The organism is Mesorhizobium sp. P2_A12, from assembly GCF_056405075.1.
This window is the reverse complement of sequence record NZ_JBFUCU010000004.1, coordinates 251,751-264,911: the sequence shown is the minus strand read 5'-3', so window position 1 is coordinate 264,911 and position 13,161 is coordinate 251,751. Positions and strand designations below refer to the sequence as shown.

Genomic DNA, 13,161 nt, shown 5'->3' with positions numbered 1-13,161 from the left:
CTTCTTGTTGTGCATGTCGTTGTCGCAAAACCGAGGTCACTTTTGCGCGACATGCATTAGAAATCGCTTGTCAGGCCCTTGACCTCCCAGTCGCCGTAGCGGCCGGGTTCCTTGCCGCCACGGCCGCCGATTTCCTTCGGCGTCGCGGCTTCCTTCTCCAGATATTTCACGCGCCTCGCTTCGGCTTCCGCGAGCGCACGGCTGGCCTCCGGCGTCAGCGCCTTTGGCTGGATGTCATGCCCAAGGTCGGCATCGGTTTTACTGGTCTCGTCGTTCATGCGATATTTCCGGCGGATTGAAACAGGGGCAAGCCTTTCCCATCATATAGCGATGAGTTTACAGGGATCGACCCCTTTTCACCGCAGCCGGGACAGGAGCAGACGATGAACACACTTCGCACCGCCATGCTGCTTGCCGCGATGACGGCACTGTTCATGGGCGTCGGCTTTCTGATCGGCGGATCGGGCGGCATGATGATCGCGCTGGTCATTGCCGCCGGCACCAATCTGTTCAGCTACTGGAACGCCGACAAGATGGTGCTATCGATGAACCGCGCCGTCGAGGTCGACGAAAAGAACGCGCCCGAATATTACGCCATCGTTCAGTCACTGGCCCAACAGGCCGGCCTGCCGATGCCGAAGACCTACCTGATCGACAATCCGCAGCCGAACGCCTTCGCCACCGGTCGCAACCCACAGAATGCGGCCGTCGCCGCCTCCACTGGCCTGCTGCAGAGGCTGAGCCATGAAGAGGTCGCGGCGGTGATGGCGCATGAACTCGCCCATGTGCAGCACCGCGACACGCTGACCATGACCATCGTCGCCACCTTCGCCGGCGCCATCTCGATGCTCGGAAATTTCGCCTTCTTCCTTGGCGGCAATCGCGACAACAATCCGTTCGGGTTTGTCGGCGTGCTGGCGGCGATGATCGTGGCTCCTTTTGCTGCGATGATCGTGCAGATGGCGGTCAGCCGCACCCGCGAATACGAGGCCGATCGGCGCGGCGCCGAAATCTGTGGACACCCGCTCTGGCTGGCATCCGCCCTTGACAAGATCGCTCGCGGCGCCGAACGCATTCCCAACCCCGATGCCGAGCGCAATCCGGCAATGGCGCATCTCTTCATCATCAATCCTCTTTCCGGCGAGCGCATGGACAGTCTGTTTTCCACCCACCCGAGCACCGAAAACCGCATCGCTGCCTTGCAGGCGATGGCTCGCCAGATGGAAGGCAGCGACACGCGGGTCGCGCCACGTCGGGCGCCGATGCCGCAACAGGCGGACGAGCAGCGGCCATCGGGCCCATGGGATCAGCCAGCGCGGCCTGAACAGCCGGCGGAACCTGCCGCGCCGAAGCCCAATCCGTGGGGGCGCAACCCGACCGGGCCCAAAGGCCGGTGGTCGTGAGCGTGGCGGGCAGAGGACCTCGACGCACCGTTTCAGGCGATCAGGAACACACTGCCGGCGGCGACTTCGTTGCCGGTCTCGCCGCCCGCAAGACGGCGGCGCGCCTGCTTGCCGCCGTCATCGACGCCAGGACGCCGCTCGACGGGCTGACCGACCACGAGAACGGCCACCCGCAATACAGAGCGCTCGACCTGCGCGATCGCGGCCTCGTCCGCGCCATCCTGGTCACCGCGCTGCGCTATCGCATGACCATCACCGGGCTGCTGGCGCGCCGGCTGGAAAAGCCACTGCCGCCCAACGCCACCGCGCTGTCGCACATATTGCACGTGGCGGCGGCACAGATCCTGTTCCTCGAGATTCCCGACAGCGCCGCCGTCGACCTGGCGGTGACCCACGCCAAATCAGATCCGCGCACGGTGCGCTTTTCCGGCCTGGTCAACGGCGTGCTGCGCACGCTCGCGCGCGCCAAGGAAACGGAATTGCCTGCCGCCCTTGCCGCCACCGACGAAGCGCCCAAATGGTTCTCCGACCGGCTGAAAGCTGCCTACGGCAATGAAACGGCCAGGCAGATTCTCGCCGCGCATCGGCACGAAGCGCCGGTCGATTTCTCGGTCAAGGCCGATCCCGAACTGTGGGCCGAACGGCTCGGCGGCATCGTCCTGCCGACCGGCACAATTCGGGTGGAAAAGCTTGCCGGGCCCGTCACCGAATTGCCCGGCTTTGCCGACGGCGCCTGGTGGGTTCAGGACGCCGCCGCCAGCCTGCCGGCGCGGCTGTTCGGCGACGTCAGTGGACTTCGCGTTGCCGATCTCTGCGCCGCTCCCGGTGGCAAGACCGCGCAGCTCATTCTCGCCGGCGCCAAGGTCACCGCCGTCGACACGTCGAAGAACCGGCTGGTGCGGCTGACGCAAAATCTCGGCCGCCTCGGCCTGTCCGCCGACATAGTCCAGGCCGACCTCACCAAATACGAGCCGAAGGAATCGTTCGATGCCGTGCTCCTCGACGCGCCCTGCTCGTCGACCGGCACGGTGCGGCGACATCCCGACGTGCCATGGACCAAGACGGCGGCCGATGTCGAAAAGCTCGCCGACCTGCAAAGCAGGCTGCTCGCCCGCGCCGTGACGCTGGTAAAACCCGGCGGCAGGATCGTCTTTTCCAACTGTTCGCTCGACCCGCTCGAGGGCGAGGACCTCTATCGCGCCTTTCTGGCCGGCGCGGCTGAAATAGCCAACGATCCGCTGCAGCAAGGCGAGATCGCCGGCATCGATCAGTTCCTGACGCCGCTAGGCACTTTGCGCACCACGCCCGCCGATCTGGACCTCGGCGCGCCGGAACGCTCAGGCCTCGACGGCTTCTTCGCCGCCCGCATGCGCCGAGCCGGCTAAATATTTAACCGCCGGGATTTGCTGACTTTTTTAGGGAAGGTCGGGGGCAACACCGGGTGAACCGGCGCCGTCCAATGGAATTCGCCTTCGCACGAGTCGTGCAATCATGTAAACTTGCGCCGGGGTAGAGGACGATCAGGAGGGGATTTGGCACTTGCTGCCAGCAACACGACGCGTCTGTGGACGCTTGTCGCGAAGGAGTTCTGGCGCAAGACGCGCCGGCGCTTGCGTGCCGGGCCGATGTATCGTTGGCGCTATTCCGGCCGCACGCCCGAACGTGTGCTGATTGCACCGCCGGACCTGCGTCTGGCCGATCCGCAGATCGCGCTCGAGATCTACTACGGCCGTTATCCCCTGTCGGGGCATCTGGTCGAGACCGGCGGCAGATCGCCATTCCAGATCAACGTGCCCAACCATGGCTGGCAAAAGACGCTGCACGGCTTTCGCTGGCTGCGCCACATGCGCGCCGCCGGCACCGAGCTCGCCGCCGCCAACGCCCGCGCGCTGGTCTCCGACTGGATCACCATCCATGGCAGCCATATTTCCGGCATCGCCTGGGAACCCGGCACGACGGCCAAGCGCATCATCGCCTGGCTGCAGCATTCCTCTGTCGTGCTGCAGGGCGCCGAATTCCCCTTCTACCGCGCCTTCCTGAAGACCCTTGCCGTCCAGATCCGCTACCTCAGGTCGATGGCGCGCGAAATGCCGGATGGCAAGGACAGGCTGCGCGCCCGCATCGCTTTGGCCTTCGCCGCCCTGTCCTTGCCGGCGCCGGCATCGGCGCTGCGCGGCGCCACCCGCAACCTCGCCGCGGAACTCGACCGCCAGATCCTTGCCGATGGCGGTCACATTTCGCGCAATCCGATGGTCGTCTTGGAAATCCTCGCCGACCTTTTGCCGCTGCGCCAGACCTATGCCAACCAGGCCGAAACGCCGCCGCAGGCCCTCATCGGTGCCATCGACCGCATGCTGCCGGCGCTGCGCTTCTTCCGCCATCAGGACGGCAGCCTCGCCCGTTTCAACGGCATGGGCGCCACCATCCACGATCGCATCGCCACCATCCTGCGTCACGACGACACCGCCGGTTCGCCGCTGCTGCATGCGCCGCATTCCGGCTATGAGCGCCTGTCGATCGGCGGCGTCACCGTCATCGCCGACACCGGCCTGCCGCCGCCGGTCGACGTGTCCAATGCCGCGCACGCCGGCTGCCTCGCCTTCGAACTGTCGTCCGGCCGCCAGCACTACATCGTCAACGCCGGCATCGACACCTACGGCGTCGCCGAGTTCCGGCCGCTGGCGCGCGCCACCGCTGCGCACTCGACCGCCACCATCAACGACACCTCGTCGGCACGCTTCAGCCATTCGTTGCGTGTCAACGACCTGCTCGGCTCACCATTGATCGGCGGGCCGCAGCAGGTGCAGTGCAAGCGCACCGACCAGAAAGGAATTCAAGGTTTCATCGCCCGCCATGACGGCTATGTCCCGCGCTTCGGCTTCCTGCATGAGCGCGAGCTGAAACTGTCGCAGAACGGCAACGTGCTGGCCGGCAGGGACCGCTTTCTGCGGCCCGGCAATGCTGCGATCCGCAACAATGGCCGTGACTTCGTCACCATCCGCTTCCACGTCCATCCCGACGTCAACCTGCTGCAGGACGAGCATGATCGACTGGTCCTGGCCGGCGATCAGGCCGACACCTGGGTGTTCACCTCCAGCGACGTGGTGCCGGAGGTCGAGGAATCAATCTATTTCGCCGGCCTTGGCGGCCCGCGCCGCAGCCGCCAGATCGTGCTTGCCTTCAAGGCCTCGGACGTCGCCGAAGTCCACTGGCAGCTAACGCGCACCAGCATCGCCGGTTACCCGGAAAACAACTGATCGTATCTGCCTCGAGCATGAGGCCGAAAACTTGCAGATTTTTCGGATGAACATCATGCGGCAAAACAAGAGCCAGGCAGCGCTTCCGGTTTGATTTCCCGATGTCATGTGCTACGGCGCGGGCAACCACCACACCAGCCGTGAAAGGCCGCCAGCCCATGGCCGTCGCCGCCAAGAACATTCCAGCACCTGACCTCGTTCCGGTCCGTCGCGCCCTGCTCTCCGTCTTCGACAAGACCGGACTGATCGATTTCGCCAGGGCGCTGGCGGCGGCCGGCGTCGAGCTGGTCTCGACCGGCGGCACCGCAAAGGCGATCGCCGAGGCGGGCCTGGCGGTGCGTGACGTCTCCGAGCTCACCGGTTTTCCCGAAATCATGGATGGTCGCGTCAAGACCTTGCATCCCAGCGTGCATGGCGGGCTGCTTGGCGTGCGCGACGACCCCGAGCACTCGGCTGCGATGCGCAAATACGGCATCGAGCCGATCGATCTCGTCGTCTCCAATCTCTATCCGTTCGAGGAGGTCCGCCGCTCCGGCGCAGACTATGCCGCGATTGTCGAGAACATCGACATTGGCGGCCCGGCGATGATCCGCGCCTCGGCCAAGAACCATGCCTATGTCGCCATCGTCACCGATCCCGGCGACTATGCCTCGGTGCTGAACGCGCTGGAGATGAACATCGGCTCGCTGTCGCTGGATTTCCGCAAGAAGCTGGCGGCCAAGGCCTTTGCCCGCACCGCCACCTATGACGCGGCGATCTCTGGCTGGTTCGCCGAGGCCCTGGAGATCGAGCATCCGATGTGGCGCGCCTTTGGCGGCAGGCTGGTCGAGGTGATGCGCTACGGCGAGAACCCGCACCAGAGCGCCGGCTTCTACGTCAATGGCGACAAGCGGCCTGGCGTCGCCACGGCGCGCCAGCTGCAGGGCAAACAGCTCTCCTACAACAACATCAACGACACCGATGCCGCCTTCGAACTGGCCGGCGAATTCGACCCGAACCGCTCCGCCGCCGTCGCCATCATCAAGCACGCCAACCCGTGCGGTGTCGCTGAAGGTGCCTCGCTGAAGGCAGCCTATGCCAAGGCGCTCGCCTGCGATCCGGTCTCGGCCTTCGGCGGCATCGTCGCCATGAATCGCACCCTCGACGCCGAAGCCGCCGAGGAGATCGTGAAAACCTTCACCGAGGTGATCATCGCACCCGACGCGACCGACGAGGCCGCCGCAATCGTCGCGGCGAGGAAGAACCTGCGCCTGCTGGTAACCGGCGGCCTGCCGGACCCGCGCACGCCTGGCACGACGGTCAAATCCGTCGCTGGTGGCATGCTCGTCCAGGGCAGGGACAATGCCGTGGTCGACGACCTCGAGCTGAAAGTGGTGACCAAGCGCGCACCGACAGCGGCCGAAATGGCCGACCTGAAATTCGCCTTCCGCATCGCCAAGCACGTCAAGTCCAACGCCATCGTCTACGCCAGGGACGGCGCCACCGTCGGCATTGGCGCCGGCCAGATGAGCCGGGTCGATTCCTCGCGCATTGCCGCGCGCAAGGCGCTCGACGCGGCCGAGGCGGCGGGCCTTGCCGAACCGCTGACCAAGGGCTCGGTTGTCGCCTCCGACGCCTTCCTCCCCTTCGCCGATGGATTGCTGTCGGCGATCGAAGCCGGCGCCACCGCCGTCATCCAGCCCGGCGGCTCGATGCGCGACGACGACGTCATCGCCGCCGCCGACGCGCACGGCATCGCGATGGTGTTTACCGGCGTGAGACACTTCCGGCACTAGCTGCCGGCAGAGAGATGTTTGAGAATTCGCTCCGCTGAGTCGGATGGCGTGGTTTTCGAGAACCGGAGCGGAGCGGACATTCAAGTCCGTGAGCACCGGAAGCGCAGAAAACCGCGCCAGGCGGCCGGCGGAGTAGAATTATCGAACGTCTCTCATTCCACCGGCTGGTCCGCCGGGTACGGCGTCCTGATCAGGATCGCCATGCCGATGCCCAGGAACAGGATGATCACCGCCATGCCGAGCCGCGCCGAGCCGCTGACGGCGGTGATGGTTGCCACCAGGAACGGTGCCAGGAAGCTGGTTGCCCGCCCGGCCAGCGCATAGATGCCGAAATAGCGGCCGGATTCCGCCGCCGTGACGCTACGCGCCATGTAGGAGCGCGACGACGCCTGCACCGGCCCGAAGGCCAGGCCGATCAACAGACCGTACAGGATGTAGGCCTTTTCAGCCGCGGTGCCGAACAGGCCGCCCGAATCTGCCGTCGAGAGTTGTATCAGGCCGAGCAGCGTGAAGCCCGGACCGGTCGAGACGACGCCGACGGTGGCGATGGACAGCATGACCAGCGAAATCATCACCACCGCCTTGGATCCGAGCGCGGTGTCGAGGCGCGCCGCGACCCAGCAGCCGAGGATGGCGACAACATTGAGGATGATGCCGAACATGCCGATCTCGGTGATCGACCAGTGGAACATCGCCGCCGCAAAGGTGCCGCCCAGTGCCAGCAGCGCGTTGACGCCGTCCTGGTAGATCATGCGGGCGACGAGGAAGCGGAAGATGCCGCCACGCTGGCGCACCTCGGCCAGCGTCGATTTCAACTCCGACAGGCCTTCGCGCACCGCCGGCCCGATCGGGATGCCCTTGATGGCATCCGGCGTGAAGAAGAACATCGGCAGGATGAACAGGAAGTACCAGCCGGCCGACAGCGGCCCGGTGGCACGCGCGTCCTCGCCGAGTTTCGGGTCTAGGCCGAACAGTGGGTCGAGGCCGATGATCGTCTTGCCGGTCTCGGGCGAGCCGGCCATGCAGGTAACGACGAAGATCAGCGCGATCATGCCGCCGAGATAACCGAGGCCCCAGGCGATGTTGGAGATGCGGCCGATTTCGCTTTTCGGCACCAGGCGCGGCATCATCGAATCGTTGAACACGGTCGAGAATTCCGCCGCCACCGAAGCCAGCGAGAACAGCGCCACGATGAGGAACAGGTTGGAACCGGGGGCCGCGAACCACAACAGGCAAAGGCTGGTGATCTTGATCGCGGCGAAGAACGCGATCCATGGCTTGCGCGGTCCGGTCTGGTCGGCGATCGAGCCGAGGATCGGCGACAGCACGGCGATGACCAGCCCGGCCGCGGCAATGCCATAGCCCCAGACCGCCTGGCCGGTATTGGGATCGCTCGCCATGCGCGAAACGAAATAGGGGCCGAAGATGAAGGTGGTGACGACAGTGAAGAACGGCTGCGCCGCCCAGTCGAAGAACATCCATCCCCAGATGCCGCGCCCGGACGCACGCTGCACTGTTACCTCGGTCATGTCCCCTCCTCAGGGTCTGCTCCACGCGTCGCGCGCCATGTCTGCATGTTTCCCGTGCTCATGCAAACGAACAACCATGGCGCCGCCCTCATTGCCCTGGCGGGCATTCCTCCCCGTATTGTGACGGGGAGAAAGACGCCGTCATCGACGGTTTCGCCGACAATCAGCGTTGCAGTAAGGCGCAAACAATCGTGACAGGCTCCCTTCTCCCCGTCATACGGGGAGAAGGTGGCGGCAGCCGGATAAGGGGCAGCGCCAGCCTCGCGAAGCGAATCACATTCCCGTCAGATCGCTCATCAGCCCGGACGCGACTGAGAGCCGCGACACGGTGATGTCGCCGCCTTCGGTGAGCGCTTGCAGCCGCTCGCGGATGCGCGCCACCCGCTCGCCGCCAGCTTCCAGCCAGGCCGCCACCGGATCCGCGGCCGTCGCATGACCGGTGAGTGCCGCCACCGCAATGCCGCGCCGGGCTGAGCCGATCGTGTCGGTGGCGCGCGACAGCGCCAGTTGATCGTAGTAGTCGGAGGGCGTGATCGAACGCGCCGCGTCCTCGACACGCGGGATGCGGAAGGCATCGCTGACCGCGAAGAACGCCTTGGCCGCGGCGACGATGTCGGCACCGGCCGTGCGCGCCGTGAGCGCGATGTCGGGGATAAGCTCCGCCACCTCGTTCAGCGCCAATTGTCCGGCCAGCTTTTCCGGCGCGCCGCTCTTGAACAGCCCGTGCCGCTTTTCCTCGATACGCTCGCGCGAGAAGGCCGGCAGCAGCGAAACGAGCTTGGGCTCCAGTGCCTTGCGGGCTTCCTGCAATTCGGCGATACGCTGGCCAAGCGGTGCGGTGCCGGCATCGTTCTTGAGATACCAGCCGCTGGTCACGTAGATCAGCCGGCTGACCGCCTGGTAGAGATCGAGCTGCACCTGGCCGTCGATGAGATTGTCGAGCGCGTCGATCTCGCGATAGAGCGCCGGCAAGGCAAAACCGTCGCGCACCACCGCGAAGGTACGCACCACGTCGGCGGCGGTGCGGCCGGTCGCTTCCTGCAACCGGTTGACGAAGGACGGGCCGCCGCGATTGACCAGGTCGTTGGCGACGACCCGGGCAATGATCTCGCGGCGCAGCCGGTGGCCGTTGATCTCGGCGGCGTATTTCTTCGCCATCCGGTCCGGGAAATAGCCCATCAGGTCGCGATCGAAATGCGCGTCGTCCGGCACGTCGCTGGCGACGATATCGGAAAACAGCACGATCTTGGCATAGGCCAGCAACACGCCGAGCTCGGCCCTGGTCAGCGGCTCGCCGCGTGCTTCGCGCTCGGCGAGCGCCGCCGGCGACGGCAGCGTCTCGACGGCGCGGTCGAGCAGGCCGCGTCCCTCCAGCGCCGTCATGAAGCGGCTCTGATGCGCGATGTCGGCGAGGCCGCGTTTGCGGGCGATCGAAAGCGCCAGGGTCTGCTCGTAATTGTTGGACAGCACCAGTCCGCCAACCTCCCCGGTCATTTCGGCCAGCAGCTTGTTGCGCGCCGGGCGCGTCAACGATCCCTTGCGCATGGCCGAAGCCAGCGCGATCTTTATGTTGACCTCGACGTCGGAGCAGTTGACGCCGCCCGAATTGTCGATGGCGTCCGAGTTGCAGCGGCCGCCATTCATGCCGAACTCGATGCGGGCCCGCTGCGTCACGCCGAGATTGGCGCCCTCGCCGATCACCTTGGCGCGCACGTCGAGCGCGGTGATGCGGACGGCATCGTTGGCGCGGTCGCCGACCTCGGCGTTGGTTTCGCCGGATGCCCTCAGATACGTGCCGATGCCGCCGAACCAGAGCAGATCGACCGGCGCCTTGAGGATGGCGCCCATGATCTCGACCGGCGTCGCGGTCGTCTTGGCCAGACCGATCGCCGCCGCCGCTGCCGCCGGCAAGGTGATCGACTTCTGGTTGCGCGACACGATGATGCCGCCTTCCGACAGCTTGGTCTTGTCGTAGTCCTGCCAGCTCGAACGCGGCAGGGCGAACATGCGCTCGCGCTCGGCCATCGACGCCGCCATGTCGGGATCGGGATCGATGAAGATGTCGCGGTGGTCGAAGGCGGCGATCAGCCTGGTCTTCGGCGACAAAAGCATGCCGTTGCCGAACACGTCGCCCGACATGTCGCCAACACCGACGACGGTGAAGGGTGTGGTCTGGATGTCGCGGTTCATCTCGCGGAAATGCCGCTTGACCGCTTCCCAGGCGCCCTTGGCGGTGATGCCCATCTTCTTGTGGTCGTAGCCGGCCGATCCGCCGCTGGCGAAGGCGTCGTCGAGCCAGAAGCCGTGCTTCTCGCTGATGGCGTTGGCGGTGTCGGAGAAGGTCGCGGTGCCCTTGTCGGCGGCAACGACGAAATATGGATCGTCCGGGTCGCGGCGCACGACGCCGGCCGGCGGGATGACACCGTCGAGGCCAATATTGTCGGTGATCGACAGCAGGCTGGAGACAAAGTTCTTGTAGGCCGAGGTGCCGGCCTCGAAGATCGCATCGCGGCTGCCGCCCGCCGGCAGGCGCTTGGGGAAAAAGCCGCCCTTGGCGCCAACCGGCACGATGACGGCGTTCTTGACCTGCTGCGCCTTGACCAGGCCGAGCACCTCGGTGCGGTAGTCCTGGGCGCGGTCCGACCAGCGCAGACCGCCACGCGCCACCGGGCCGAAGCGCAGATGCAGCCCCTCGACCTCGGAACCGTAGACGAAGATCTCTCGCCACGGCCGCGGCGCCGGCAAGCCGTCGACCGCATGCGAATCGAGTTTGATCGCCAGCGACTGGCCTTTCTCTTTCGTATCGGCAACGAAATGATTGGTGCGCAGCGAGGCTTCGATCAGATTGAGGTAGCGGCGGATGATGGTGTCGTCGTCGATGTTCGGCACATCTTCCAGCGCATCCTTGATCTTGGCCTTGAGGTGCTTTGCCGCCACCACGCCTTCGGCCTCGGCCGTCGGGCCAAGCCGGGCGATGAACAGGGCGTGCAGGCCGCGGGCGATATCGGGATAGCGGTTGAGCGCGGCGGCGATGAAGTCCTGGCTTTGCGGAATGCCGACCTGCTGCAGATAGCGGCCATAGGCGCGCAGGATGGTGATCTCGCCCGACCACAGGCCTGCGGTCTGGGCAAGGCCGTTATAGCCGTCATTGTCGACGTCGCCGCGCCAGACAGACAGGAATGCGTCCTCGAACAGCGCGCCGCCGTCGGCAAGGTCGATCGACTTGCCGTAGCTGTTCTCAAGCTCCATGTCGTGGATGAAGACCATGCCGGACTGGTCGTCGCCGACCTCGAAGGTGCGCTCGCTGATGACCCGGAAGCCGATGTTTTCCAGCACCGGCACGCGCCGCGACAGCGCCACCGGGCTGGCGTGGTGATAGATCTTCAGAGACGCCTGATGCGGCTTCTGCTCGGCATTGCGATAATAGTCGATGGCGATCGGATTGCTGGCGCTGATCTTGGCGATGCGCCCCGCATCGGCCAGCGCCACCGCCGCGCTGAACGTATCGCGGTAGCTTTCCGGCAGCCGAGCGGCGATGCTCTTCAAAGCCTGGTTACCGCCATTGGCGTCCGCCGCATCGGAAAGGGCATCCTCCCAGGTGCGCACGATGTCGCGGATAGCCGCCTCGATCGCCGCTTGCTCGACCTTCGGCGTCTTGCCGCCAGAGCGGCCGATGATGAAATGGACACGCGCCAGCCCGCCTTCGGGGAAGGCCGGATAATAGGCCGACAGCCGGCCTTCGAACACGGTCTTGAGATAGCTGCCGATCTTCTCGCGCGCGACACTGTCGTAACGGTCGCGCGGCACGAAGACGAGGATCGAGACGAAACGATCAAACTGGTCGACGCGCACCAGCGCCCTGACCCGCGGCCGCTCAACGAGGCCGAGAATGGCTGCGGCGTGCTTCTTCAGGATCGGTACCGGGACCTGGAACAACTCGTCGCGCGGATAGCTCTCCAGCACATTGATCAGCGCCTTGCCGGAGTGATCGTGCCGGTCGAAGCCGGACTTGGCGATGATGGTTTCGGCCTTCGACCGCAGATACGGGATCTTCATCACAGAGCGCGTGTAGGCGGTCGAGGTGAACAGGCCGACGATGCGCAATTCGCCCGCCAGCGTGCCCTTGGACGTATAGGTCTTGACGCCGATGTAATCGAGATAGATGCGGCGGTGCACCGAGGACTTGGCATTCGCCTTGGTGACGATCAGCGGCTCCGGCCCATGCAGGAAGGCGCGGATTTCCGGCGTTGTCGTCACCGCTTCCGTGCCGCGCCGCAGCACCAGCACGTCGGGGTCGGACAGGATGCCGAGACCGGGCTTGTCGGCGCGCTCCAGCGTGCCGCTTTCCTCGCCGCCGGTGTATTTGAATTCGCGCATGCCGAGGAAGGTGAAATTGTCGTCGCGCAGCCACTCCAGGAAGGCGATCGCCTCGGCAACGCTCTTCTTGTCAAGCGGCACCGCCGAATAGCGGAACTCGGAGATAGCCTGATCGAGGCGGGCCAGCATCGGCCGCCAGTCATGGACGGCGGCGTGCACCTGGCCGAGCATCTTGCGCAGCCGCTCGGTCAACCCGGCCGCCTGCTCGGCGGTCAGCCGCGGGATATGGGCATGGATGACGCTCAGCCGGTTGTGGCTGCCGTCGTCCTTGGCGAAATTGCCGTCGCCGAGGATTTCTTCCACACCGCCTTTGCCGTGGCGAACGGTGATGACCGGGTGGGTGACCAAGGTCGGTTCGCCGGCGCTTTCGGTGATCTCGCCGAGGATGGAATCGAACAGGAACGGCATGTTGTCGTTGACGACCGTGATCACGGTCACAGGGCGGCCCTCGCGGACGACGCCTGAATCGGCATCGACGGCGACGACGCACTCACCTTTCTTGTGGCCGGCGACCGCCTGGCCGGCGAGATCGGCGGCGCGTTCGAGGTCGGCCGCCTCGTAGGCGGCAATGTCTTCGGCCGGCGCGCGGGCGAGCAGGTAGTCAGCGAGTCTTGTTGGTCTTTCCTCCGTTTTTGTCGCCGCGGTGGCTTTTTTCTTCGACTTCGCTGCGGTTTTCACGCTGGCCATGTGCCATTCCTCCCGTCGCATGCTTTTGTGACTATGGTAGCAGATGAGCGCTGTTTGGCGACAAAGGTTTGACGGCTTGTCAAGAATTATCGGAATTCGGTGACAGGACACCGCCCGACGAGGAGAAACGACC

At 65.4% G+C, this 13,161-nt stretch carries 7 protein-coding genes; 4 read left to right on the top strand and 3 right to left on the bottom strand.

Annotated features, from left to right (window positions below; genetic code table 11):
* Window positions 1-56: 56 nt before the first annotated feature.
* Window positions 57-278 (bottom strand): DUF1674 domain-containing protein, encoded by a 222-nt coding sequence (locus AC1DZU_RS11585; protein ID WP_095084156.1) that lies wholly within the window; start codon window positions 276-278, stop codon window positions 57-59.
* Window positions 279-383: 105 nt separating this feature from the next.
* Here AC1DZU_RS11585 and htpX point away from each other — a divergent pair, with 105 nt between their 5' ends.
* The 4 genes from htpX (at window position 384) to purH (ending at window position 6,435) form a co-directional block, all read left to right on the top strand.
* On the top strand, window positions 384-1,403 hold the full coding sequence (gene htpX, locus AC1DZU_RS11580) for a zinc metalloprotease HtpX (RefSeq protein ID WP_477284686.1): 1,020 nt from the start codon (window positions 384-386) through the stop codon (window positions 1,401-1,403).
* The gene (locus AC1DZU_RS11575) at window positions 1,400-2,788 is read left to right on the top strand and encodes an RsmB/NOP family class I SAM-dependent RNA methyltransferase (protein ID WP_477284684.1); all 1,389 of its coding nucleotides are present in this window, start codon (window positions 1,400-1,402) and stop codon (window positions 2,786-2,788) included. Before htpX ends, AC1DZU_RS11575 begins: the two co-directional genes overlap by 4 nt.
* A gap of 147 nt (window positions 2,789-2,935) precedes the next feature.
* Window positions 2,936-4,660: a heparinase II/III family protein gene (locus AC1DZU_RS11570; protein ID WP_477284682.1), complete on the top strand. Its 1,725-nt coding sequence runs from the start codon at window positions 2,936-2,938 to the stop codon at window positions 4,658-4,660.
* 158 nt (window positions 4,661-4,818) lie between these two features.
* Window positions 4,819-6,435, top strand: coding sequence for a bifunctional phosphoribosylaminoimidazolecarboxamide formyltransferase/IMP cyclohydrolase (gene purH / locus AC1DZU_RS11565; protein WP_477284680.1), 1,617 nt, complete (start codon window positions 4,819-4,821; stop codon window positions 6,433-6,435).
* A 152-nt stretch (window positions 6,436-6,587) separates the two neighbouring features.
* Here the strand turns inward: purH and AC1DZU_RS11560 are convergent, their stop codons facing one another.
* Complete coding sequence (locus AC1DZU_RS11560; RefSeq protein ID WP_477284678.1) at window positions 6,588-7,964, bottom strand: MFS transporter; 1,377 nt, start codon at window positions 7,962-7,964, stop codon at window positions 6,588-6,590.
* A 273-nt stretch (window positions 7,965-8,237) separates the two neighbouring features.
* Window positions 8,238-13,028, bottom strand: a complete 4,791-nt coding sequence (locus AC1DZU_RS11555; RefSeq protein ID WP_477284676.1) for an NAD-glutamate dehydrogenase — start codon at window positions 13,026-13,028, stop codon at window positions 8,238-8,240.
* Window positions 13,029-13,161 lie beyond the last annotated feature (133 nt).

Coding starts and splice junctions, on each gene's coding strand:
- AC1DZU_RS11585 (WP_095084156.1), bottom strand. CDS start 278: ATGAACGACGAGACCAGTAAAACCGATGCCGACCTTGGGCATGACATC.
- htpX (WP_477284686.1), top strand. CDS start 384: ATGAACACACTTCGCACCGCCATGCTGCTTGCCGCGATGACGGCACTG.
- AC1DZU_RS11560 (WP_477284678.1), bottom strand. CDS start 7,964: ATGACCGAGGTAACAGTGCAGCGTGCGTCCGGGCGCGGCATCTGGGGA.
- AC1DZU_RS11555 (WP_477284676.1), bottom strand. CDS start 13,028: ATGGCCAGCGTGAAAACCGCAGCGAAGTCGAAGAAAAAAGCCACCGCG.
- purH (WP_477284680.1), top strand. CDS start 4,819: ATGGCCGTCGCCGCCAAGAACATTCCAGCACCTGACCTCGTTCCGGTC.